The organism is Robinsoniella sp. (genome assembly GCF_034124845.1).
The window spans coordinates 22,061-47,180 of record NZ_JAWYAJ010000235.1 but is presented as its reverse complement, the minus strand read 5'-3'; the positions used below and the strand labels follow the sequence as shown (position 1 = coordinate 47,180).

At 41.9% G+C, this 25,120-nt stretch carries 23 protein-coding genes; 16 read left to right on the top strand and 7 right to left on the bottom strand.

The features are described 5' to 3' along the window. The 7 genes from ACH2DQ_RS11685 to ACH2DQ_RS11655 all read left to right on the top strand — a co-directional run. Positions 1-881 (top strand): zinc-dependent alcohol dehydrogenase family protein (locus ACH2DQ_RS11685; protein WP_395026830.1); only part of this gene is annotated, 881 nt, incomplete at its 5' end. Between the two features lie 48 nt (positions 882-929). Beyond that, on the top strand, positions 930-2,435 hold the full coding sequence (locus tag ACH2DQ_RS11680) for a sugar ABC transporter ATP-binding protein (RefSeq protein WP_394914024.1): 1,506 nt from the start codon (positions 930-932) through the stop codon (positions 2,433-2,435). Further along, positions 2,432-3,406 (top strand): ABC transporter permease, encoded by a 975-nt coding sequence (locus ACH2DQ_RS11675; protein ID WP_394914025.1) that lies wholly within the window; start codon positions 2,432-2,434, stop codon positions 3,404-3,406. The genes ACH2DQ_RS11680 and ACH2DQ_RS11675 overlap by 4 nt, the downstream gene beginning before the upstream one ends. Before the next feature lie 15 nt (positions 3,407-3,421). Then, complete coding sequence (locus ACH2DQ_RS11670; protein WP_394914026.1) at positions 3,422-4,513, top strand: substrate-binding domain-containing protein; 1,092 nt, start codon at positions 3,422-3,424, stop codon at positions 4,511-4,513. Positions 4,514-4,533: 20 nt separating this feature from the next. Beyond that, complete coding sequence (gene rbsD / locus ACH2DQ_RS11665; protein WP_394914027.1) at positions 4,534-4,965, top strand: D-ribose pyranase; 432 nt, start codon at positions 4,534-4,536, stop codon at positions 4,963-4,965. A 123-nt stretch (positions 4,966-5,088) separates the two neighbouring features. After that, positions 5,089-6,267: an ROK family protein gene (locus tag ACH2DQ_RS11660; RefSeq protein WP_395026827.1), complete on the top strand. Its 1,179-nt coding sequence runs from the start codon at positions 5,089-5,091 to the stop codon at positions 6,265-6,267. A 185-nt stretch (positions 6,268-6,452) separates the two neighbouring features. Next, entirely contained in the window at positions 6,453-6,887 is a 435-nt protein-coding gene (locus ACH2DQ_RS11655; RefSeq protein WP_394914029.1) for a DUF3887 domain-containing protein, read from the top strand. A gap of 9 nt (positions 6,888-6,896) precedes the next feature. Here the strand turns inward: ACH2DQ_RS11655 and ACH2DQ_RS11650 are convergent, their stop codons facing one another. The 4 genes from ACH2DQ_RS11650 to ACH2DQ_RS11635 form a co-directional block, all read right to left on the bottom strand. Beyond that, the gene (locus ACH2DQ_RS11650; RefSeq protein WP_394914030.1) at positions 6,897-7,670 is read right to left on the bottom strand and encodes an ABC transporter ATP-binding protein; all 774 of its coding nucleotides are present in this window, start codon (positions 7,668-7,670) and stop codon (positions 6,897-6,899) included. Between the two features lie 88 nt (positions 7,671-7,758). Then, entirely contained in the window at positions 7,759-8,571 is an 813-nt protein-coding gene (locus ACH2DQ_RS11645) for an ABC transporter permease (protein WP_394914031.1), read from the bottom strand. Positions 8,572-8,586: 15 nt separating this feature from the next. Further along, complete coding sequence (locus ACH2DQ_RS11640; RefSeq protein WP_394914032.1) at positions 8,587-9,777, bottom strand: ABC transporter substrate-binding protein; 1,191 nt, start codon at positions 9,775-9,777, stop codon at positions 8,587-8,589. A gap of 46 nt (positions 9,778-9,823) precedes the next feature. After that, on the bottom strand, positions 9,824-10,822 hold the full coding sequence (locus ACH2DQ_RS11635) for a radical SAM protein (protein ID WP_394914033.1): 999 nt from the start codon (positions 10,820-10,822) through the stop codon (positions 9,824-9,826). 349 nt (positions 10,823-11,171) lie between these two features. On the opposite strand from ACH2DQ_RS11635, the gene rplM reads away from it, so the two are divergent. The 3 genes from rplM (at position 11,172) to ACH2DQ_RS11620 (ending at position 15,600) form a co-directional block, all read left to right on the top strand. After that, positions 11,172-11,600 carry a 50S ribosomal protein L13 gene (rplM, locus tag ACH2DQ_RS11630; protein ID WP_027296327.1) on the top strand — a complete coding sequence of 143 codons (429 nt, stop codon included), beginning with the start codon at positions 11,172-11,174 and terminating at the stop codon, positions 11,598-11,600. A 17-nt stretch (positions 11,601-11,617) separates the two neighbouring features. Beyond that, positions 11,618-12,010: a 30S ribosomal protein S9 gene (gene rpsI / locus ACH2DQ_RS11625; protein WP_394914034.1), complete on the top strand. Its 393-nt coding sequence runs from the start codon at positions 11,618-11,620 to the stop codon at positions 12,008-12,010. A gap of 884 nt (positions 12,011-12,894) precedes the next feature. Continuing rightward, positions 12,895-15,600: an NYN domain-containing protein gene (locus ACH2DQ_RS11620; protein ID WP_394914035.1), complete on the top strand. Its 2,706-nt coding sequence runs from the start codon at positions 12,895-12,897 to the stop codon at positions 15,598-15,600. 258 nt (positions 15,601-15,858) lie between these two features. Here ACH2DQ_RS11620 and mgrA read toward each other — a convergent pair whose 3' ends face one another. Then, positions 15,859-16,860, bottom strand: coding sequence for an L-glyceraldehyde 3-phosphate reductase (mgrA, locus tag ACH2DQ_RS11615; RefSeq protein ID WP_394914036.1), 1,002 nt, complete (start codon positions 16,858-16,860; stop codon positions 15,859-15,861). A 116-nt stretch (positions 16,861-16,976) separates the two neighbouring features. On the opposite strand from mgrA, the gene ACH2DQ_RS11610 reads away from it, so the two are divergent. The 4 genes from ACH2DQ_RS11610 to ACH2DQ_RS11595 all read left to right on the top strand — a co-directional run bounded on the left by ACH2DQ_RS11610 (position 16,977) and on the right by ACH2DQ_RS11595 (position 20,267). Then, positions 16,977-17,807: a helix-turn-helix domain-containing protein gene (locus ACH2DQ_RS11610; protein ID WP_394914037.1), complete on the top strand. Its 831-nt coding sequence runs from the start codon at positions 16,977-16,979 to the stop codon at positions 17,805-17,807. Between the two features lie 359 nt (positions 17,808-18,166). Next, positions 18,167-18,670 carry a GreA/GreB family elongation factor gene (locus tag ACH2DQ_RS11605; RefSeq protein WP_394914038.1) on the top strand — a complete coding sequence of 168 codons (504 nt, stop codon included), beginning with the start codon at positions 18,167-18,169 and terminating at the stop codon, positions 18,668-18,670. A gap of 15 nt (positions 18,671-18,685) precedes the next feature. Next, positions 18,686-19,327, top strand: a complete 642-nt coding sequence (locus ACH2DQ_RS11600) for a sugar O-acetyltransferase (RefSeq protein ID WP_394914039.1) — start codon at positions 18,686-18,688, stop codon at positions 19,325-19,327. A 52-nt stretch (positions 19,328-19,379) separates the two neighbouring features. Beyond that, complete coding sequence (locus tag ACH2DQ_RS11595) at positions 19,380-20,267, top strand: PHP domain-containing protein (RefSeq protein WP_394914040.1); 888 nt, start codon at positions 19,380-19,382, stop codon at positions 20,265-20,267. A gap of 57 nt (positions 20,268-20,324) precedes the next feature. Here ACH2DQ_RS11595 and ACH2DQ_RS11590 read toward each other — a convergent pair whose 3' ends face one another. Both ACH2DQ_RS11590 and ACH2DQ_RS11585 read right to left on the bottom strand, forming a co-directional pair. Further along, the gene (locus tag ACH2DQ_RS11590) at positions 20,325-21,950 is read right to left on the bottom strand and encodes an ABC1 kinase family protein (RefSeq protein WP_395026819.1); all 1,626 of its coding nucleotides are present in this window, start codon (positions 21,948-21,950) and stop codon (positions 20,325-20,327) included. Further along, positions 21,940-22,395: a phasin family protein gene (locus ACH2DQ_RS11585; RefSeq protein ID WP_394914042.1), complete on the bottom strand. Its 456-nt coding sequence runs from the start codon at positions 22,393-22,395 to the stop codon at positions 21,940-21,942. The genes ACH2DQ_RS11590 and ACH2DQ_RS11585 overlap by 11 nt, the downstream gene beginning before the upstream one ends. Before the next feature lie 270 nt (positions 22,396-22,665). Between ACH2DQ_RS11585 and ACH2DQ_RS11580 the strand changes: the two genes are divergently transcribed. Both ACH2DQ_RS11580 and ACH2DQ_RS11575 read left to right on the top strand, forming a co-directional pair. Further along, the gene (locus ACH2DQ_RS11580) at positions 22,666-22,953 is read left to right on the top strand and encodes a hypothetical protein (protein ID WP_395026816.1); all 288 of its coding nucleotides are present in this window, start codon (positions 22,666-22,668) and stop codon (positions 22,951-22,953) included. A 9-nt stretch (positions 22,954-22,962) separates the two neighbouring features. After that, positions 22,963-25,038 (top strand): HAD-IC family P-type ATPase, encoded by a 2,076-nt coding sequence (locus tag ACH2DQ_RS11575; protein ID WP_395026814.1) that lies wholly within the window; start codon positions 22,963-22,965, stop codon positions 25,036-25,038. Positions 25,039-25,120: the final 82 nt, after the last annotated feature.

Sequence of the window (25,120 nt, the reverse complement as noted above, 5' to 3'; positions counted from 1 at the left end):
GGTTTCCGCTGACACCGGGACATGAATTTGCAGGTGAAATTGTGGAAACAGGATGTGCCGTTCAGGGATTTCAAGTGGGTGACAGGGTAACGGGAGACAATACCGTATTATGCGGCGAATGTTATTATTGCAGAAGAAATATGCCGCTTTTTTGTGAGAACTTTTACTCTTTGGGATGCAATGGACCCGGTGGTTTTGCAGAGTATGTGGTGGTGAATTATGATAAGGTATTTCCAATCAGCGACAAACTTTCTTATGATGAAGCCTGTTTCGCAGAACCTCTTGCCTGTGCCATTCATGGCATGGATGTGATTGATGTCCAGTGCGGCGATGATGTTTTGATATTTGGTGCAGGTCCCACAGGAATTTTATTGACACAGCTGATACACCGGGGAGGGGCCGCAAATGTGGTAGTTTGTGCATCCTCAAAGGCAAAACTTGATCTGATTGAGAAAAATGGTTATGCCAAAACAGTTCTGATGGACAGAAACGATTATGGGGTCCATACAGAGCAGCTTCATAAAATGTTCCCAAAGGGATTTGACGTGGTCATTGATGCAACCGGGGTGCCGGCGGTGCTGGAACAATGTCTGAATTTTCCTAAGGCTAAAGGAAAAATCGTGGTTTATGGGGTTGCCGGCAATGAGGATACCATTCGGATTAAACCTTATCAGATCTTTGAAAAAGAGTTAAAGCTGATCGGATCTTTTGCGCAGACACATTGTTTTGACAGGGCTGTAAAATTTATGGAAGAGGGAATCGTAAAAGTGGACGATCTGGCAAGCCATCATTATTCCCTGGATGACTTTGATAAAGCAATGGATCAGATGTTAAATGGCAGAGGGCAGATGAAAATTATTATCCATCCAAATGGATTATAATGCAGGCTCTGAGCTGAATTATGAAAAAAGAGGAGGGATTACTTCTTCATGGCAAATGAGATAATTCTGGAAATGAAGAATATTACAAAAGAGTTTCCCGGGGTAAAAGCACTTGATAATGTAAAACTGACATTAAAGAAGGGTGAGGTTCATGCACTGATGGGGGAAAATGGTGCAGGAAAATCAACTCTGATGAAAATTTTGTGCGGTGCTTATACCAATGATAAAGGCTCCATATCTGTAAAAGGTAAAGAAGTGAACTTTCATTCCACAAAAGATGCCATAGATCATGGAATTACTATGATTTATCAGGAGCTGAACCTGGTTCCGGAAATGACGATTGCAGAAAATATCTTTTTAGGCAGAGAAAGCAGCAGGGCAAAATGCCTGATTAATAAGTCTCTGATGAACCGGAAAGCGAAGGAACTCTTAGAAGAGCTTGGGATGTCTGTGCCACCTAAGATGATTTTAGGCGAATTGACTGTGGCGGGACAGCAGATGATCGAAATAGCAAAAGCAGTTTCTTATCATTCTGATGTGATTATCATGGATGAACCGACTTCTGCAATATCGGAAAAAGAGGTGGAACAACTGTTTCGGATTATACGTTCTCTGACAGAAAAAGGTGTTGCAATCGTTTACATATCACATAAAATGGACGAAATATTTCAAATCGCCGATATGATAACCATTCTGAGGGATGGACAGTGGGTGTTATCTAAACCGGCTTCGGAATTAGATGATGGACTTCTGATTCAGGGAATGGTTGGACGTGAACTTGGTGATTATTATCCGAAAAAAGCGGCGAAGATTGGAGAAACGGTATTCAAGGTAGAGGGGCTGGATGACGGCAGGCTGATCCGGGATATTTCCTTTGAGGTAAAAGCAGGCGAGGTCTTGGGATTTGCAGGTCTGATGGGGGCAGGAAGAACAGAAACTGCGGAAATGGTATTCGGACTCCGTAAGAAAAAGCAGGGTAACTTATACCTGGAAGGGAAAAAGATCCGGATCGTCAATCCTGACCAGGCGGTAAAAGAAGGAATTGCTTATGTGCCGGAGGATCGAAAGTTAAGAGGTCTGAATCTGATTGGAAGTGTAAAAGACAATATTGTAATTTCAAATTTGAAAAGACTGAATAAAAAACTGTTTTTGAATACTAGTAAGCTTAATAAAGTAGCCGATGAGCAGATTAAACTGCTGTCAATCAAAACGCCTTCCAGAGAGGCACTCGCTTTGAATTTGTCAGGAGGAAACCAGCAGAAGATAGTGTTTGTAAAATGGCTGCTGACGAATCCGAAAGTGTTGATATTGGATGAACCAACGAGAGGAATTGATATTGGAGCAAAAACGGAAATTTATGAACTGATTAACCAGCTGGCGGCGAAAGGAATTGCAGTTATTATGATTTCATCTGAGATGCCGGAGGTACTGGGAATCAGTGACCGGATACTGGTATTTAGTGAAGGACGGATTACCGGAGAGCTGAAGAGAGAAGAATTCAGTCAGGAATTGGTTATGCAGTATGCAACACCACATAAGGAGGGAGAGAAATGACAGAGAAAACCGCAAATCAAATGACAAAACGGCTAAATGGAAAAGATCTATTTAATAAATATGGTATTCTGTTGGTTTTTTTAATATTGTTTGTACTTTTAACAGTGATTACCAATACCTTTTTTACATCCAGAAACCTGATAAATGTGTTAAAGCAGGTATCGATTAACGGTATCATTTCCGTGGGAATGATGTGTGTACTGCTGACAGGAGGTATTGATTTATCGGTTGGTTCCATCGTGGCGCTGTCCGGTATTGTAGCAACAACATTTGCACATCCGGGAGAATATCCGGTGATTATTCCGATTATTCTCGGAGTTTTGGCAGGTGCGGCTTGCGGCGTGGTCAATGGAACACTGGTTGCATTTTTAAATCTGCCGGCATTTATTGCGACACTTGGTATGCTGTCGGTGTCTTCCGGAGTTGCGCTTGTTTTGAGCAAAGGACGTCCAATTAGTAATCTGAGTGAGCAGTTTCGTTACATAGGCGGTGGATCAATCCTGGGGCTTCCTATTTTAATATACATATTAGCAGCCGTATTTTTGATTGGGTATCTGATACTATCCTGGACGAAGTTTGGACGGTATTTATATGCAATCGGAGGCAATGAAGAAGCTGCAAAAGCTTCCGGATTAAGTGTAGCCAGGATAAAATTATTTGTTTATATGATTTCTGGCATCTGTGCAGGCCTGGCGGGAACTGTACTGGCATCCCGTATCAATGCAGGCCAGCCAAATTCAGGTGAAGGCTATGAACTGGATGCCATAGCAGCGGTTGTAATCGGAGGTACCAGTTTAAATGGAGGTATAGGAAAGGTATCAGGGACAATCCTGGGTGTATTGATTGTAGGGGTAATCAATAACGGTATGGATCTTCTGAATATTTCTTCCTATTATCAGAAGATCGTTAAGGGGTCTATTATTGTACTGGCTGTACTTTTAGACCGCATAACAAAAAATAAGAACAAATAAAAAGGAGATCAAGGTATGAAGAAAAAAGTGGCAGCATTAACGATGGTTTGGGTACTTGCAACAATTTCACTTGCAGCCTGTGGGACATCTGATTCCAAAGGAACAACGGAAGGGGGATCATCTGCTAAAACTGAGGCAGGTACGGCAGAAGCAGCAAAGCCGGAAACAGCAAAAACAGAATCAAAATCAGAAGCGGATGCAGATGCAGCAGATGCGGTGGATGAGGCCGTTACAGAAGCAGCAGGAAAAGCTTCCGGTGAGAAGTACAAGATCGTATTTTCTTCCTACAGCCAGACCGCTCAGTTTCAGGTACTGCTTGCGGAAGCCATGCAGGATTATGTTAGTGAAAAATACGCTGACTCTGTGGATTTCAGTGTCTTAGACGGAAATATGGACTCGGCCACCCAGGTGGGGCAGATCGATAACCTGATTGCACAGAATGTGGATGGAATTTTAATCTGCCCTATGGACGGGGATGCGCTGGTGCCCGCCGTAGAAGCTGCAAATGATGCTAAGGTTCCGCTGATTACCGTAAATGCCCAGGTAAATTCCGATGAGGTCCTGGCACATGTGGGTTCTGATGATGTCGTTGCAGGGGAACTGGAAATGCAGTATGTAGCAGATCAGCTGAATGGAAAAGGAAATATTGTGATTTTACACGGACCAAATGGTATCTCTGCAGAAGTACTGAGAAGAGAAGGTTATGAAAATATATTAAAAAAATATCCAGATATTAAAGTTTTAAGTGAGCCAACCTGCAACTGGTCCAGAGAAGAAGCTCTGTCCACAACGGAGAACCTCTTGCAGGGAGCCGATGAGATTCAGGCAATCGTGGCACAAAATGATGAGATGGCAATGGGAGCGCTCCAGGCAGTTCTGGATAATGATATGGGTGATAAAATAATTGTAACAGGAATTGATGCGATTGATGATGCAAAAGCAGCAATTGAAACAGGAACACTGTCAGCAACCGTATTCCAGGATGCTAAGGGACAGGCAGAAGCGGGTCTTGATGAGATTCTGGACATTGTTAAGGGAGGGGAACCCAAAGATGTATCGATTCCGTATGTTCTTGTTACAAAAGACAACATAGCAGATTATAAATAGGAAAAGAAGAGGGGATTTGTATGAAAAGAGGCGGGGTTATCAATCAGAAACTCAGTGAACAAATAGCAGGATTGGGGCATACGGATTATTTTATGATATGCGACGCAGGCTTTCCTATTCCGGAAGGAATGGAAAGGGTGGATCTGGCACTTGCATTTGAGATTCCGACGTTGAAACAGTGTTTGAAAGCCGTGTTGGATGAGGTTGTTGTTGAAAAGGTTTGCATAGCCGAGGAAATGGAGAAATATAATCGGGACGGCTATGGGTATATTAAAAATGTATTTGTGAACCAACCGGTAGAATGTATGCCCCAGAACTTGCTTGTGAGAATGGCAAAGAAATGCAGATTTATTTTAAGAAGCGGTGAACTGTCTCCTTATTCCAATGTAATTATGCAGGCAGCATCAGGAGTAGAAGAATATAAAAAAGCATTCATTATTGACCTGGAGTAACTTGCTTTCCTTAGCAATGAAATGAAAAAGCGGGACATTCTCTGTGTTCTGCTTTTTCGATTTTAGCAAACAAAATATATACAGAAAAGATGTGACTTTACGAATATGGTAGAATTTGGTATAATGGAACAAATAATTTTAGAAACCCCGGTGGCTAAAAAGGGGAAAATAGGGATAGTGAGCATGAAAAGTACCAGCATGGAATTAAAAAAGATCAACCGTAACAACATCTATCGGCTGATTCTCAATGACAAGAAGAAATCAAAGCAGGATATTGCCTATAAACAGCGCTTAAGCCTTCCAACCGTAAGTCAGAACCTGTCAGAATTAATGGAAATGGATTTAATTGAAGAAACAGGAACCTTTGAATCCACGGGCGGAAGAAAGGCGAAATGCCTCTCCTGTAACGGGCGGGCTAAAGTAGGAATAGGGCTTGATATAACGAAAAACCATATCTCCCTGGCAATTGTGGATCTGACGGGGACAATGGTGGACTGTATCCGGGTCAGACGAAGTTTTGAGGCGGATAAGGCATATTATGAAGAAATACGATTGCTTTTAGAGCAGATCGTGGAGAAAAACAAGATTGATCCGAAAACAGTATTGGGAGTGGGGGTGACACTTCCGGCGATTATCGGCGGGGACCGAAAAAGTATTCCGCAGGTTTATTTGTTTTCCCTTCCACCTGATTTTTATGAGGAATTAAAAGCGTATATCCCATACCCGTATACGTTTTACAATGATTCAAACGGAGGCGGATTTGCCGAAATGTGGTACCGGGAAAAAGGAAAGAATATCTTGTATCTGTTCCTGGGACCTACCGTTGGCGGCGCTGTTCTGCTGGATGATAAAATTTATTATGGGGACAACCAGAGGAGCGGTGAATTTGGTCATACAACGCTGGTGCCGGGCGGAAAGAAATGTTATTGCGGGAAAGAAGGATGTGCAGATGCATATCTTGCCTCCTCCATCTTATCGGATCATACCGATGGAAGCCTGGAAAGATTTTTTAAGCTTCTGGATGCCGGGGATGAACAATGCAGAAAAATCTGGGATGAGTATGTGTATTATCTTTCTGTGCACATTAATAATCTGAGAACATTTTTTGACTGCAAGGTAGTATTGGGCGGTTATGTCGGCGGATATATTAAAAAATATATCAAAGATATCCAGACGCAGGTAGCGGGACGGAATACATTTGAAAATGATGGCAGTTATGTAGAAGCTAGCAGCTTTTCCTGGTGGTCATCTGCGGTTGGCGGTGCCCTGCTATATGTATCAGAATTTATAAAAGAGGTATAATTGATTTATGTATTTGAATTCATGAAAGAGGAATAATTGATTTATGCTATTGAATTCATGAAAGAGGAATAATTGATTTATGTATTTGAATTCATGAAAGAGGTATAATTAATTTAAATATTTGAATTTATTCAAAGGGTATTATTGATTAGAAATGGGTGAGGAAGATAACCGGGGGAGGCAAAATGGCAGGCAGGGTCAAAAATGCAAAGGTGTTTTTTTTAACAGGTGCTATATGGATGCTTGTGTTTTGCACTGGATGCATGGCTAATAGTACGCAGCTGGCAGACGGATTTGATGAGAATGAATTAAAAAAAGCTTCCCAGCAGATCGTGGACCAGATAAATGAGAATGATTATGATGCATTTCTGGAGTTTGCAGGGGATGAAATGAAGGAACTTATTTCACAGGAAAAGTTTGAAAATGAGGTTGTGGGATATGCGAACAGCAAGGGTGCCTTTCAATCTTATGGAAAGCAGGCTGTTATCGGGCAGAAGTATGAAAAGACAGGTGAAGACTGCGGAGTAGTGGTAATGGCAGCAGAATATGAAGATGGAACAATCCAGTATACCATCAGTTTTACGAAAGACATGAAATTGAATGGGCTGTGGTTAAAATAAGATGGGAAATCAGGAGCATGAGAATAAAATGTTCCTGATTTCTTTTTTTGTGCGGATAAATTCCGGTGAGTCCAGACTGGAGGAAAAAGGGGAAGTTATGGTAAATGAAGGAACCTTTCGTTCTTCTAAGATACCCATGGGACATTTACCGAAAATATAAATGCGGTCAGCGAGAATCATTGCCTCTTCAATGTCATGGGTTACAAAAATTATGGTTTGTTTTAATTTTTCCCAGATGGAAAGTACCAGCTGCTGCATTTGAAAACGCAGTACAGGATCCAGTGCGGAAAATGGTTCATCCATTAAAAGGAGCTGGGGATGCAGGATTAAGGTGCGTGCAAGAGCAGCCCGCTGCTGCATACCGCCGGATAATTCGTTGGGATAATAATTTTCAAATCCGTTTAGATGTACCAGACTAAGATATTCCTGGACCGCCTCGTGCTGATTCTTTTTGGAAATATGTCTGCGGTTTAAACCATATGCGATATTTTCCTGAACCGTCAGCCATGGAAAGAGAACCGGGGTCTGAAATACTACGCCGCGGTTTGTACCCGGACCGGTAACTGACTGCTTTTCCAAATATATTTCACCCGTATCCGGCATTTCAAATCCGGCAATCATATTCAAGAGAGTGGTTTTTCCGCAGCCGCTGGGACCCAGGAGTGCTACGATTTCATTTTGGTTTACCGTGATATTCAGGTTTTGAAAGACACATATGGAATCCTGAAATGAGGAACGGTAGCTTTTTGATATTCCCTGAACGGTTAATAGATTATGGCTCATGAAAATCTCCTTTATAATACATTTTGGGCCTGCCACAAACAAGTCGTTAAGGATTCAAGTTTATGGTTTACCAATGTTTAATTACACTCTAAACATTGCACTTTTTGACCGGATAAAACAGAGTGCAGATTTTTACCAGCAGAAAATCGGATAGTTTACCGGTAACAGCAATGACCGTCATACAGGCAAGGACGATATCTACATGTCCCAGCATACGGGCATCCGTCATGATGGCTCCGATCCCCCTGGTTACTCCTGTGACTTCACCCAGAACCAGGTAAGCCCAGGAGATTCCAAGCCCCAGGCGAAGACCTACCAGAACGGAAGGGAATGCACTGGGAAGCGTCACCGTCCAAAACAGGGAAATGGAACCTGCTCCCATCATTTGACCTGCCCGCAGATAGGAATCAGGAACTTCTTTTGCACCTTGCGCGGTGTTCATGTAGATTGGGAAAAAGGTAGCCAGTGATATGAGAAAATGTGTACTTTTTTCGCCAACGCTGAACCAGACGATTGCTATGGGCAGCCATCCGATGCCGGGAACTGCCCGCAGAGCATGAACAAACGGATCAAATATTTTCTGAAGCAGGCGGACCCGCCCTGTGAGAAACCCCAGGGTTATGCCAAGCAGAGCGGCAGTCAGAAATCCTTTTAAGACCCGGAAACAGCTGATCCATAAATTAGCAAAAAGCTTACCTGAGTAGGGGGTGGCTTTAGAATTCCCAAATATAAAATCAATCAGAACAATCCAGAGCTTCTGTGGAGAAGGCAGCACATATTCGGGAACTGCGCCTCTGCTGGTAGCCAGGTACCAGAGCAGAAGGAGTATTCCAGGTATCAGAAAGCCCCATAAGCCGGAAGATAATGTTGTCAGAGTTTTTTTAGCAAGTTTTCTATCCATAGCGCCTCGTTCTTGTTACTGATTTTTCTTTGCATTTTCCAGGAAAGTAAGGTCAAACAAGGAATCAATGTCAGGCATATTTGTGATGATACCCAGGTCCAGCATTTTCTGTGCCAGTTTTTTGGTGTTCTGGATGAAGGCATCGTCAATGTCCCAACACAGCTCGATGTTATCTGCAGAGATTTTCAGAAGATCTTTTTCCGTTCCGAATTCTTCCGCTTTATCCAGCCATGCATCCTGGTTTTCCGTCAGATACTGGGTTGCCTTAATGTGGGCATCCACCATCTTCTGAACTTCCTCAGGTTTATTTTTAATGGTGTCTTCTGTTACAATCATAGCCGCATTAATAGTTCCGATACTGTCATCAAAATATGGATAGCTTAAGATTTTACCGTAACCATTTTTGACTGCTTCTGAAGGGTACGGTTCACCGCTGCAGAATGCATCAATGGTTCCGTCAGCAAGAGCCTGTCCCATATCAAAGAAATCAATTCGTACCAATTCAACATCCTTTTCCGGATCTATGCCATTACGTTCCAGAACATCCAGCAATAATGCATGATGCATGGTACCTGGAACATATGCGATGGTTTTGCCTTTTAGATCGGCTTCCGTTTCAATTCCGGAATTTACTCCCACAGCCAGAGCAGAACATTTGTTGCAAAGACTGGTGACAATGCGTACAGGTTCATTATTAGCTGCGGCACTTATAGCTGTTACCAGGGTAGTTCCGGTCATATCCAGACCGCCGGAAAGAAGGGCAGTTTTCTGATCACCGGGGTTTGTGAATGGAAGAACTTCGATGCGGAAGCTTTTATCAATAAACTGGTCATAGAAAAATGGCTGGATTGTCTGAGCAGTTTTCCAGGACCCCACCTTTAATTGTATGGCATCTGCTGAAGCCACATTGGCTGATTGTGTATCTTCAGATGCATTCTTATCTTTAGAAGAAGCAGTATCTTCAGTAGGATTAGAAACTTCAGTGGAAGCAGCATTTTCAGTGGAATTAGAAACTTCAGTGGAAGCAGCATTTTCAGTGGAATTAGAAACCTCAGTGGAAGTAGCATCTTTAGTAGAATTAGCATCTTCAGGTGAATTAGCAACTTCAGAGCCGGATTTTTGACATCCGCCAGCAAATACCATGCTGAAAACCAGAAGCAGGGTTAGAAGCAGGAATATTAGTTTTTCTTTAATGTTTTTTTTCATAACAAGTGTTCCTTTCATAAATGAAAGCTATTTTTTACATTTCTGTTTAATCGTTTTCTGTTTGACAGACAGTGTACCCATTATTTTGGAACCACTGTTTTGCCACGTTTACATCGAACTGTTTCCATTTTTCGTTCGGAAAACAACAGGCATCCCGGGGAATAGCTCCGGTTTCAATAACCGCCACATTGGCACCAAACTGAATTGCCAGTTCACTGGCAGGGTGTACGCAGATGCCGGGAACTTTATAACCGCATGCCAGTCTGGTAACGGCAATAATCTGGGCAAGCCTTTGGTCGCTGATTTGAGGCAGTTCTCCCAGAGGGGTTCCCTTTACCGGAACTCTTGCCATGGCTCCGGAAACAATAGCGCCGAAGTCGATGGTCATTTGGCAGATATCTGCAATTTCTTCGTTCGTATGCTCTATTCCAACCGGTTCTACCAGAAAAACCAGTTTTAGTGGTGAGTTTTTGCAGGCATTTAACGTAGCAATACGTTCCTCTTTTTGGAAGCGGGTATCCTTGCCTTCGCCTAAACGTAACGAATGATAAATGAAATCCACGCCGCGCCTGGAAAGCTCATGGGCTTTCGTAACATCAAATTCACCAACGTTTAAACCGATTTCGTAGGTACCGTGAACTTCCTTGCGGATGGTCTGGATGAGTGATTCCAAAACATCCAGACTGTAAAACTCGGTTGTTCTGAGTACGATCCAGCGTACTGTATTGTCAACATAGTAGCGCACATTCCCGATAATTTCTGCTTCGGAAAAATCCCGTTCTACTTTCACCAATCCCCATTTTTTCCCCAGGGAGCAGAAGTCGCAGTTCATTGGGCAGGCTTTAAAATCCACACCCATTGCTCCCCAAAGGTAAGCGCGTTTTTCCGTAATTGTCTGAGCAACCTCAAAAGCGGCTTTCCCCAGTGCATCTATGGCAGGAGAGTCCAGGGGGATGGACAGAAGATCAATCATGAGCTGACGGTCAAGGGATTCCCTGTTTAAAGAAATTTGTTTTGCATACTCTATTTTTTCAAAAATATTCATTGTGTTCTCCTTCACTAAGCTTTATAATAGAAGTCTAGCATATTGTGTTGAATTTTAGTGGTTAACAATATAGCTTTTTGGTAAAAATTTTAGAAAGTATAAATTTTTTACGGTTTTCGGGCTGCATTGATAATGCTATGTTTTCTCTGTTTGAATTTTATGCAGGAAGTGATCCGTTTGGAAAATAAAAATTCGAAAAATTGTGGAAAAATGTGTGAAAAAGTTATTGACACACACGGTGATGTGTAATATAATATCTCAATGTGACGTAGTACGTAGACGTTAAAAACCAAAGCCCCGGTGAGACGTTTTACTATAGAAACAGTTAATTATCCAAGGAGGTAAACCAATGAAGAGTTTTATGGCGAGTCCAGCAACAATTGAAAGAAAATGGTACGTAGTTGACGCTACAGGATATACATTAGGTCGTTTAGCATCAGAAGTAGCTAAAATATTAAGAGGAAAGAACAAACCGATCTTTACTCCTCACATCGATACAGGTGATTACGTAATCATCACAAATGCAGAAAAAATTCAGGTAACAGGTAAAAAATTAGATCAGAAGATTTACTATCATCATTCAGACTACGTTGGTGGAATGAAAGAGACTACCTTAAGAGAAATGTTAAACAAGAAGCCGGAAAGAGTTATCGAGCTTGCAGTTAAAGGCATGCTTCCAAAAGGACCTTTAGGAAGATCCATGATGACAAAACTTCACGTGTACACTGGTGCAGAGCACAATCATGCAGCTCAGAAACCAGAAGTATTAACATTTTAAGAAGGAGGTAAAAAACATTGGCTAACGCAAAATTCTACGGAACAGGAAGAAGAAAAAAATCTATCGCAAGAGTATATTTAGTACCTGGAACAGGTAAAGTTACCATTAATAAAAGAGATATCGACAACTATTTAGGTCTTGAAACTTTAAAAGTTATCGTTCGTCAGCCATTAGTAGCAACAGAGACTAATGACAAATATGACGTTTTAGTAAACGTACATGGTGGTGGAACAACAGGACAGGCTGGTGCTATCAGACATGGTATCGCCAGAGCATTACTTCAGGTAGACAGCGATTTCAGACCAGTTTTGAAAAAATCAGGATACTTAACAAGAGATCCAAGAGCAAAAGAAAGAAAGAAATACGGACTCAAAGCAGCTCGTCGTGCTCCTCAGTTCTCCAAGAGATAATAAGAAATTCAATAAGAGAATTAGCAAAACCCTTGAAAATGCAATGTTTTCAAGGGTTTTTTATATGTGGACGAGTTAAAATTCATCGTAAACACTCGGAAATAGATGAGAAACAAAACATAACAAGAAAACCAAAAGAATTAATTAGCAAAATAACAGATTGCATAGAAACTATACATATGATAAGATAAACACAAGAACAATCGTGTTGCAGGGTGTGTTGGCCTCATTCTAAAAGAATGGGGGTGATGCCTATGAAAAATCATTTTGATTTTAAGGATATAATGACTTTTGGTATATTCCTTTTGGCATTACTTACATTCGTTTTTACGTTTTGTAAGTAGCTACATAGAAAAACCACCCTGATACTTTGAACGGCTTAGGGTGGTAGTTCTACTCATTTAATCGGTCAAACCACCTTGTGGGCGATTGTTCCTTTTCTAATAATAATATAACACTAGAATACGGAATTGTAAAGAGACGAATTTTATGGAAATAGTGGTATGATTGTAGAGCCCATACTTGAAAGAAGGCAGTACCATTGTGTTGTGAAATATTGCATAGATAAAGGCCTCTTCCCATAGCGGAGGGGCTTTTAAACGGTTTTCAATATTTTATTTTACTTTATCATGGTCATCATGGGATAGGAATGTTATAATATTTTTATTCAGCTGCAAGATATAGAGCCTGTTTGAATATTACTGCCATCTGTACACCTCACTTTTCGAGGGATTTACTTAAGACGGTCAGCGCAGCCTGCCGGGTTTCACACTTTCGGAACTAATTTCCCAAAAGATGTGACGCACAGCGTACAGAAAGCAGCTTATAACACGCTCAGGATAAAAAGATTAAAATAAAGTAATATGATATAAGTGAGAATGCAAATGAAAAAATTAGTGATTGGTATTTTAGCCCATGTAGATGCAGGTAAGACTACGTTGTCTGAGAGTATGCTGTATCTGAGTGGTAGTATTAGGAAATTGGGAAGAGTAGACTATGGAAACGCATTTTTAGATACCTATGAACTGGAACGGGAAAGAGGCATTACGATCTTCTCCAAACAGGCGGTATTTCAGTTGGGAGAAACCCAGGTAACGCTTCTGGATACTCCGGGGCATGTGGACTTTTCAGCGGAAATGGAGCGAACCCTTCAGGTACTGGATTATGCGATTCTTGTGATAAATGGAGCCGATGGGGTGCAGGGTCATACACAAACGTTATGGAGGCTGCTGGCAGGCTATCAGATACCTGTGGTTTTATTTGTAAATAAAATGGATCAGAGTGGGACGGATCAAGAGTGGCTTTTTAAGGAGTTGAAGAAAAGGCTGGATGAAGGGTGCATGGATTTTGGAACTTCCCAAGATGGAGAAGATTTCATGGAAAATCTGGCAATGTGCGATGAATCAGCCCTGGAGCACTATCTGGAAACAGGCAGAATAGAAAATAGTGAAATTGTGAGATTGATACAGGCAAGAAAAGTGTTTCCGTGTTTCTTTGGATCTGCGCTTAAACTTACTGGTGTGGAAGAATTCTTAAAAGGTTTGGAAACATATATGGTACCGCCGGTATTTCCGGAGGCGTTTGGTGCAAAAGTTTATAAAATTGCAAGAGATGACCAGGGAAGCCGGCTGACTTATATGAAAATTACGGGGGGAAGCCTGAAGGTGAAAACCCTTTTGTCAAATGGTTCCGGGGTGAGTGCTGAAGCAAAAATCGGGAAACAATCTGAATATTGGGAGGAAAAGGCAGATCAGATCCGTATTTATTCCGGCAGCAGATATGAGATGGTAAATGAAGCAGAGGCCGGAAGTGTGTGTGCAGTTACCGGTCTTAGTAAAACTTATCCGGGGGAGGGATTGGGAATAGAAGCAGCATCGGAGGTTCCCGTTTTAGAACCGATTCTGACCTATCAGATCCAGCTGCCTCCGGACAGTGACGTACATCGTATGCTGCTGCAGCTGCGCCAGCTGGAAGAAGAAGATCCGCTGCTGCATATTGTTTGGAATGAACAGTTAAATGAGATTCATGCCCAGCTTATGGGAGAGGTGCAGATCGAGGTCTTAAAAAGCCTGATTAAGGAACGATTTGGTGTGGCGGTTGAATTTGGCACCGGGAATATTTTATATAAAGAAACCATACAGGAAGCAGTAGAAGGAGTGGGACATTTTGAACCTCTCCGACACTATGCGGAAGTACATCTGCTGATGGAGCCGTTGGAGGCGGGAAGCGGTTTGCAGTTTGCCACAGCCTGCAGTGAAGATATTCTGGACCGAAACTGGCAGAGACTGATTTTGACGCATCTGGAAGAAAAGGAACACATAGGTGTACTGACAGGTTCTCCGGTTACCGATATGAAAATAACGGTAATTACGGGGCGTGCGCATATCAAACATACAGAAGGCGGAGATTTCAGACAGGCAACTTATCGTGCTGTCAGACAGGGATTAAAGAAAGCAAAAAGTATTTTGCTGGAACCCTATTATGAGTATCGATTAGAAGTCCCGTCGGAAATGATAGGCAGGGCATTGGCGGACATGCAGAAAATGCATGGTACTTTTGGAACCCCTCTCCCAGATGGAGAGATGTCTGTTCTTTTGGGAACGGCTCCGGTAGTAACCATGCGGGATTACCAAAAAGAGGTCATCTCATATACAAGAGGAAGGGGCAGGCTTTTCTGTACACTGAAAGGATATGCACCCTGCCATAATGCTGATGAAGTCATGGAAGCCATTGGGTATGATTCAGAGCATGATCTGGAAAATCCTACCGGGTCTGTTTTCTGCTCTCATGGGGCAGGATTTGTGGTAAAGTGGGATCAGGTGCAGGATTATATGCATGTGGAGAGCGGTTTAGCCCTTGAGAAGGAGAAAGAGGATATTTCAAAAGAATTACCCCTGTCGTCAGCGCCGGGGGAGTTCGGATCCTGGCAAAGTGAAAAAGAATTGGAGGAGATCTTTGTCAGGACATTTGGACCGATTAAGCGGGAAAGAAATGATTCTACATTTCGCAGTTCCTTTGAACAAAAAGCAGAGCCGAAAGTAAAGATCCGGCAAAAACAGGATGGGCAGGATGAATATCTGCTGGTGGATGGCTATAACATCATCTTTTCCTGGGATGAACTCAAAGATCTGGCAGAAGTAAATATTGAGAGTGCCAGAAATAAGCTGATGGATATATTATGTAATTATCAGGGATATAAAAAGTGTACGCTGATCCTGGTCTTTGATGCTTATAAGGTAGAAGGTAATATTGGAGAAGTGCTTTCTTACAATAATATCCATGTAGTTTATACAAAGGAAGCCGAGACGGCAGATCAGTATATCGAAAAGGTAGTGCATGAGATTGGAAGAAAATATCATGTAACCGTGGCAACTTCTGACCGCCTGGAACAGGTAATTATCATGGGACAGGGCGGCAATTTGCTCTCGGCAAGAGGGCTGCAAGAGGAAATTGAAATTGTGAATCAGGAGATTCGCAATGAATGTCTGGCGAAACGGCAGAACAGCAGGAATTATCTGTTTAACCATATGTCGGATGAAATGGCTGATTATATGGAGGATGTGCGGCTGGGTAAGAAAGAGATCAAATAAGATCAATATAAATATTTTTTGTATGATACCAGAAGTTCATCAAAGATAAGGGAGAAGTGACATGAGGACGATTGATTTAAGGATATCAGATCTTAGAAAGAATAAGGGGCTTACCCAACAGGATTTAGCAGGCACTATAGGAGTGATAGCTTAATATTTTATACGGGCTGGTGTACAGCAAAAAGAGGTCAGATAACCAAATAGGGTTTCTGACTTCTTTTTGCTTCTTTTGTTTTTGGAATAAAGCACCTGGGAAATTTAGGATTGGCCCACAATACCATCTATCAGCGTTATTTCTTCTTCCGTAAAAGAGGTGTTTTCCAGCGCCTTTATATTTTCCAGAATCTGCTCCGGCTTACTTGCGCCGATGAGTACAGAAGTCACTTTTCCATCTCTTAAAATCCAGGCAAGCGCCATCTGCGTCAGTGACTGTCCTCTGTTTGCTGCGATATCATTTAATCCCCGGACTTTTTCCAGCATTTCCGCCTTTAAGTCTTGTGCATGTAAATAAGGACTTTTCTGGTTGCCGATTCGGGAATCAGATGGGATGCCGTTTAAATATTTACCGGTTAGGATGCCTTGCTGAAGCGGGCTGAATGCGATGCATCCGATACCGTGGTCAAATAAGAAATCTTTTAACCCGTCTTCCTCGATCCACCTGTTTAACATGGAATAGGATGGCTGGTGGATGACAAATGGTGTTTTCAGCTCTTTTAAGATTGCATAAGCTTTGCTGGCCTCTTCTTTTTTATAATTCGATATGCCTACGTATAAAGCTTTTCCCTGGCGGACGATCTGATCCAGTGCCAGCATGGTTTCTTCCAGTGGCGTGTCGGGATCGGGTCTGTGGTGGTAAAAGATATCTACATAATCCAGCCCCATTTTCTGCAGGCTCTGGTCCAGGCTGGCGGTGAGGTATTTGCGGGAACCGCCGTTTCCGTAAGGACCTTTCCACATATCGTAGCCGGCTTTGGACGAAATGATCAGTTCATCCCGGTATTGCATCAGGTCAGATTTCAAGATTTGTCCCATATTTGTTTCAGCGCTGCCATAGACCGGACCGTAATTGTTAGCCAGATCAAAATGGGTAATTCCGTTATCAAATGCCGTGAACAGGATTTTTTTCATATCTTCTAAGTTATTGACGGAACCAAAATTGTGCCACATTCCCAGAGACAGTGCAGGGAGATACAGACCGCTGTTTCCGCATTTATGGTATTGCATTTTATTGTCGTATCTTGTAGGATCAGCTGTGTACATGATTAGTTTCCTTTCTTGTTTTTTATACATTTTATATCAGAAAAGTAGTTTATACTATGGACTTTTCAGACTGGATGTTTTATGATAGGTTTGTATTTTTAACATAGGAGAAAATCATGATAAGTCCAAATGCACAAAATCAGATCCTCTGGCCCGAACATTGTTACGTAAATGGAAACTGGAAATGTTACAGTATGGAAAAGCATTCCCATGGAGGCCTGGAGATAAATTATATCCTGGAAGGCGCCTGCAGTTATATCGTTGGAGATAAGGAATACCGTCTAAAAAAGAAAAATATGATAGTTATAGAAGGTCAGATACCGCATCAGAAAATTTTTGACCGGAATGTGCCCTGTACGGTTATGGGAGGGGAGTTCCGGTTAAAGGAAGTGAAACTGCCTGGGATTTCTTTTTCTGCGCTGGCAGAACATGACAGGCAGCTGGGGGAATTTCTGCGCCAGCTGAATGGATGCAGCGTAATTGAAGATGCACATCTGCTGCTTGAAGATTTCGGAAAGCTCCACCGTGAATGCCAGGATCAAAACCGGGAACTTTATATTGCTACATTGACAAACAAATTTTTGATGGATACAGCTGACGCCTTTTACAGCAAAAATCCTTCTGTGAAGGCATACATAGCCCAGATAAAGGAGTATATCAGAAATTATTTCTGCAAACTCTCTAATATCCAGGAGATAGCTGATCAGATTCATTTAAATTCTACCTATATGGAACGGATTTTCAAACGGGAAACGGGAAGTACAATCTGGCAGTATGTGATGGAATGCAGGATGGATGCGGCAAAAGATCTGTTAGAAAATACCCCGATTCCCATTGGGGAGATAGATCCGCTGATAGGGATGAATTCCAGGCAGACCTTTTATATCCAGTTTAAAAGGCATTACGGTGTTTCCCCGGCGGAGTATCGTAAATTATTCCGTAAGTAATCGTATTGCATTGGATAGTATTATCAGGGGGATCGTCAGGGTGGATCACTTGGGCTGTGACCTAACTGGCTTTAGGTACGATATCCATATATAAAAAAGTAGAATAATGAAACGGTAAGCTGTGATAATACCAATTGTTCTATAAATTTATATGAGAAAATTCCACAAAAAAATGCAATGACAAACAGAGCCGGATAGTATATAATGGGCATCATTAACAGAAAAATATGGAATCAGCAAGATATGAATCAGACGCTATCAAAAATTAGTAAGATATGAATCAGGAACCGGTAAGATGAACGAGGAATGAACCTTGAACGAATGATAAAAATTAATTAATCTGAAAGAAAGGAGCTACAATGCGGGAAAAGCTAACGAGAAGCGATGTAAAGAAGATTGAAGAAGAAATCGAACACCGTAAGCTAGTGGTGCGCAAAGAAGCACTGGAAGCAGTAAAGGAAGCCAGAGCCCATGGAGATCTGAGTGAAAATTTTGAATACCATGCGGCAAAAAAGGACAAGAACAAAAATGAAAGCAGAATCCGTTATCTGGAACGGATGCTTAAAACAGCAGAGATTATAACCGATGAATCAAAGGAAGATGAAGTAGGGCTGAATAATACGGTTGAAGTATATTTTGAAGAAGATGAGGCATCAGAGAAATTCAGGCTGGTTACATCCATCAGAGGAAATTCCATGAAGGGGTTAATCAGTACGGAATCTCCCATTGGAAAGGCAATTATGGGACACAAGGTAAATGACCGCATATTTATCCGGGTAAATGACAGTTATGGATATTATATTGTGATTCGGTCGATTGAGAAAACCGTGGAAGATGCGGCGGATCAAATCAGAAGTTTTTAATATATGGAGGCAGAAATGACATTAAAAGAACGTATGGAAAAAGGATTTTTATATTACGAAGCAGGAAATAAAAGCGAAGAAGATCAGAAATATGAGAAATTGATTGAAAAGCAGAGACAGGACTGCAAAGAATTGATTTTTGATTATAATGCAACACGTCCCTCTGATCTGAAAACTAAAAAAGAAATATTAGAAAAATTGCTTGGAGAAATGGGAAAAAATATCTGGATTGAAGCACCGGTCTTTATGTCTTACGGATGTAATGTACATATCGGAGATTATTTTTATGCCAACTTTAATCTTACGATTGTAGATGACATTGATGTGTATATTGGCGATCATGTTATGATTGCTCCGAATGTTACCATTTCAGCTACCGGACATCCGGTGAATTATGAATTCCGCCGCAAGGGAACTCAATTCTCTATTCCGGTTGTGATTGAAGATGATGTCTGGATCGGATCAAATGTGGTAATTCTACCGGGCGTCCGCATTGGAAAGAATTCGGTTATCGGTGCAGGCAGTGTGGTTACCCACGACATCCCGGCTGATGTGGTGGCGGTAGGAAACCCATGCAGGGTTCTGCGTCAGATTACGGAACGGGACAAAGAATATTATACCAGGGACAGAAAAGTTGATGAGGAATTCCAGATTTAGGGAATAGAAGACATAGAGAACTCACAAACCGGTTTACCAAAGGGAGGGAAATATGGGATTTATGGATCTTCATATGCACTCGGATATTAGTCTGGATGGTGAATTTCCCCCGGAGAAACTGGCAGAACTGTGTGGCAGAGCACGGCTTAACATAGTGTCGCTGACAGACCATAATTCTGTCCGTGGAGTAGCACAGATGAAAGAAGCAGCTAAAAATTACGGGATCACTGTGATAAATGGCGTGGAACTGGATTGCATCTGTGATGGTGTGGATCTTCATTTACTGGGATATGGGATGGATATAACGGACAGGCGCTATCTTGATATAGAACAAAATATTCTGGGTCAGAAGCAGAAATCCTCTTTCTTAAGAATGAAAATGCTCCATGATATGGGGATTCAGTTTGAGGATGCTAAGGTTATGGAACTTGCCAAAGGCGGTGTTGTGGTGGGAGAAATGATAGCAGAAGCAGCCTTGTCGGATGCTCACAACCAGAGAAATCCGCTGATGAAGCCATATTTTCCTGGTGGTAGCAGGTGTGATAATCCGTGTTTAAATTTCTTTTGGGATTTCTGCGCACAGGGGAAACCGGCATTTATACCGGTAAATTATATTTCTTTTGAAGAAGCAGTGAAGCTGATCCGGGATACAGGGGGAACTGCCGTTATTGCCCACCCTGTTAATACCGTTCAGAGAGACGAAGAGATGATACGTTATATGCATAGCTGCGGTGTGGAAGGAATTGAGGCTTACAGCAACTATCATAATTCAGAACAGACGGTGTATTACTGTAAACTGGCGGATCGTCTGGGAATGATAAAAACCATGGGGAGTGATTATCATGGGAAGACGAAACCTTCGGTACGCCTGGGTACAACATCTGGTGATGAGTATGAAATGGAACTTACCCATATATTAAGGATGAAAAATATGATCTGAAAATATTGGGAGTAAATGAAAATAAGCTTTGATAACCGTTAATGCGGAAACCAAAGCTTATTTTTTTCGCCTGAAGATAATCTGTATCAGCAGGCAGAAGATCAAAATACCCGAAAGGGAAAATCCTGCAAAGCTAATCCATGGCATATGGAAGATTTCCGGTGTTATATCTGTCATACAGATGAGATCGGAGCCAATAAATAATGCTGCCGCCAAAATACCCAGAACCAGCCGGTCTGTCATACGGTGGATACTATATAAGAAATCTTTGGAATCGGGTAATTCCAGATTTATCTTTGCCTGTCCATTTTTAGTGATATTCAGAAGATCGGACAGCTGTGCCGGAATATCCAGTGTTTTATCAAAGGATGTATAAACTGAGCTGCCTTTATGCATAAGCTCCTTTTTCCAATCCAGTTCATAAAACAGGAGGGATGACATGTGGGCGGACAAAATCTGAAGAATATTTACCTTAGGGGAACAGATGCTCAGCGTTCCCTCCATTGTGATCATGCTTCTTCCCAGAAGCGTAATATCCATATTGACGGCAATGTGATGTTCTTTTACCATATCCAGAAGCTTTTCAATCAGTTCACCCAGTTTCATATTTCCAAAATCCATGGAGACATATTTACTTACGATGTCATCAATATCTGTATACAACCTTGCATGGTTAATCCGTTCTTTGGCTTCGCCTAAGGATAAAAGCACATTTTTTAATTCATAGATATCGTGTTTTAATATAGAGAGTATGGCACGTCTTAAAAGCTGCTTATAGAATTCTGATAAATGTCCGGTCATGCCAAGATCCAGCCACGCAATCTGCCCGCCTGAGATACGGATATTTCCGGGATGGGGGTCAGCGTGGAAGAATCCGTCTTCCAGAATCTGTTTGCAGTAATTTTCAGCCGCCTTTTCTCCGATCTCCGTCATGTCATATCCCTGTTTTTCCAGAACTGCCGTATGATCAATGGGAATTCCGTCAATATAATTCATAACAAGCATCCGGGGAGTGGTATATTTATGGATGACTTTAGGACAGGTGACATAGACGATATCCTTCTGGTTTTTATAGAATAAATCCAGATTTCTGGCTTCCTGCAGAAAATTCATCTCTTCCTGGGCTGTTTTCCATAACTCATCCACAACCATTTTAAAATCAATTAGGCTTCCGGTGCCTATGGTCAGTTTTAAGATGCGGACGGCCTTCTTAAGAAGCTTAATATCATTGGACATGGTTTCTTTGATTGCCGGACGCTGTACTTTCACCACCACGTCTGAACCATCTGATAATGTTGCCATATGTACCTGGGCAATAGAAGCAGAGCCCAGAGGCAGGGGCTCGATTTTTGAAAATATCTTACCGGATGGCCGTCCAAGCTCTTCTTCTATAACAGATATTATGGTATCAAAAGATAAGGGCTTTACCTGGGTACGCAGCCTGGAAAGCTCTTTGCAATATGCTTCCGACAGCATATCAGAACGCATGGACATGATCTGACCCAGCTTCACGTAAGTGGGACCCAGATCTTCTAATATTTCCCGCAGCTTTACCGGCGATAAGCCACGGGTAATATGATGCTTTTTCAGTACTTCCAGTATGTCTTTTAAACGACCGCCGGGAAAGTCTTCCTCCCTGTTATCGATTGGGGGGATGTCCTTATTTAAGGTCTCATTGTTCATGATCCTTTTCTTCTCCGCTTATATCATTCTGTGCTTCGGCTGATTTGCAGCAGCATTCTTCGGAATCATCAGAAGAGCAGCAGCATTCGTCACTTTCATCAGAAGAGTTACAGCAGCAATCTTCACCTTTATCACAGGAACAGTCTGGTTTTTCTTTTTCCATTGCAGCAATTTTTTCTTTTAGTGCCTCCAGCTCCTCTTCGGTCATGTGATTGACTGCTTTCATCACATCTTTGTATTCTCTTACGATATTGACGGTAACATGATCGTTCATTTTTTCTTTGGCATTGCGTTTTAATTCTTCATTTAATACTTTGCCCTGTTCTACGGTAATCTCACCTTTTTTTACAAGGCTATCTATGATCTCCATGGTAGATTCCGCTGTGGTAGCAATAGCGCCAACGCCTGCCAGAAATATTTTCTTTAATCCTTCACCTAATTCCATATAAGTATCCTTTCTATGTGTGCTGATGTACCAGTTACTATTTTTATAGTATAACATATTATCAGACGATTTTTCGTTTTTAGGAAAATTTTATAAAATTATTAAGATTTTATAGTTAAGAGCAAAATTATAATTTTCCCATGAATTATTAAGAAATTGTTTAGCCCGACTTTACACAGACTTTACATAAAAAGGTTAGACTGAAATCTTAATATGACCTTTTGCAGAAATGGCCGGACAAGGTTCGCCGGCTTATGAGAGGATGGTAAAATGAAAACAGAGGTTGATTGTAAGGCAGGATTAAATAAAGAACAAATTGCTGACAGGATAAATGAGGGGAAGCAGAATATCGTACAAAGCAATATAACAAAGACGAAAGGACAAATCATAAAGTCCAATGTATTTACCCTGTTTAATCTGCTGAATGTGCTGATTGCAGTTGCGCTGGCAGTAGTTGGTGCCTGGTCGAATATGATATTTATCAGCATTATTTTAATGAACATAATCATAGGGATTGCGCAGGAATTAAAAGCAAAAAAGCTGGTTGAAGAATTATAGTTATTATCGATGCCTACCGTAACCGTAATTCGGGACAGTGAAGAACAGACAGTGTCTGTGGATGAAATTGTACAGGATGATATTATGCTTCTGGAAAGCGGAAAGCAGATCAGCTGTGACTCTGTAGTGATGGAAGGGGAGCTGGAAGTAAATGAGTCCCTTCTGACCGGGGAATCGGACTCCGTGATAAAAAGAGCCGGAGACAGGCTGCTCTCAGGCAGCAGTGTCATCTGTGGAAAATGTTACGCTCAGGTTGAACATGTTGGTAATGAAAATTATGCGGCTAAAATTTCAGAAGAAGCAAAGAAAATGAGAAGCGTTAACTCGGAGTTGATGAATTCCATGAAGAAAGTTACGAAGATCACAAGCTTCCTGATTATTCCCCTGGGCATCATTCTTTTTGCAGAAGCATTTTTCTTAAGGGGAGATACCACTTTTAGTGCAGTCGTATCCAGTGCTGCAGGATTGCTTGGAATGCTTCCGAAAGGGCTGGTTCTGCTGATCAGTATTTCACTGGCTGGAGGCGTGATTAAACTGGCGAAACAAAAGGTGCTGATACAGGATCTGTATTCGCTGGAATCTCTTGCCCATGTGGACATCCTGTGTCTGGATAAAACCGGTACCCTTACAGAAGGGAAAATGCAGGTGAGCCGGACCTATGATCTGGGGAAGGAAAGCGGTATCGAAGTGGACTTTTCCGGGATTATGGGAAGCTTTTTGCATCACAGCGATGATAATAATGCAACCTTTCAGGCTTTGAAAGAATACTACCAGGAGGAAGATGCTTATAGGGTGATTCGTAAAATACCTTTTTCTTCTCAGAGAAAATGGAGTGCGGTTACTTTTGAAGGCGCAGGAACCTTTGTTGTGGGTGCACCGGAACGCCTGTTAGCGGGCAGGATTCCTGGATATCTGCAAAAAGAAATTGAAAATGGAAAAAGGGTAATTATAGCTGGTATCACCGTTGAAACGGTGCAGGCGGATGAAGCACTAAGCGAAGTTGTGCCGTTAATGGCTGTGGTTATTAACGATAAGGTGCGGGAAAATGCTTCTGAAACACTGCGGTATTTTAAGAAAGAAGGGGTTGAGATTAAAATAATCTCCGGAGACAATCCCGCAGCAGTATCATCCATAGGAAAAGAAGCAGGTCTTGCTAATTACCGGGCGTTTATCGATATGAGTACCGTTGGGGAAGACGAAGATCTCACCCAGATTACTTCTAAATACACCGTATTCGGACGGACGACTCCGCTTCAGAAGAAACAGCTTTTACAGGCGATGAAGGAACAGGGACATTCGGTGGCGATGACCGGGGATGGCGTGAACGATCTGCTGGCACTGAAAGAAGCGGATTGCAGCATTGCGGTTGCCGAAGGAAGTGATGCGGCGAAGCAGGTTGCCCAGGTGGTATTGCTGGATTCCGACTTTTCTTCTCTGCCGGATGTGCTTCTGGAAGGCAGGAGAGTAGTAAACAATGTTACCAGAGTTGCAGGAGTATTCTTTATTAAAACAATTTACTCGGTGCTGCTGACCATAATCTGCATCCTGCTAAATGCACCGTTTCCGTTTATTCCGATTCAAATTACATTGATTGACGCCGCGATTGAAGCGTATCCGGCATTTTTAACCGCATTCGAAGCAAACGGAAATAAAGTTGGGGAAAGATTTCTTCCGGCTGCATTTCGAAGGGCGGTGCCCAATGCCATCGCTATTGTATTTGGAGTCCTGGCTGTTTACTTTTCAGCGCCCCTGTTGGGAATTGGAGAAGGGCAAATGAACACTACGGCATATCTATTGGTAGCAATTGTGAGTATAGCAGCAGTGATCAGATCCAGTGCCCCCTTTACCAAGCTGAGAGTCTTCGTATGCAGTACCATGACATTTGGGTTTCTTGCAGCAATTACATTATTCCACTCTCTGCTTAAAATTGAAAGGCTTAGCTTTGACGCCATCATGTTACTGGGATTTGTTTCCGTGGGAGCTCTTTTGCTGGAAAGGATTGTGGCAATGATTATTCACATAATCCAGGGGAAAAATGCAGCAGGAACAATATCAGGCAGGAAACAATCGGTAGGTGGAAATTAAATAGATACTTGTATATCGCGTTGTGCCAATAAGGGGCACAGCGCGTTTTTTACGTTTAAATTATAATTGACTGGCAAAAATA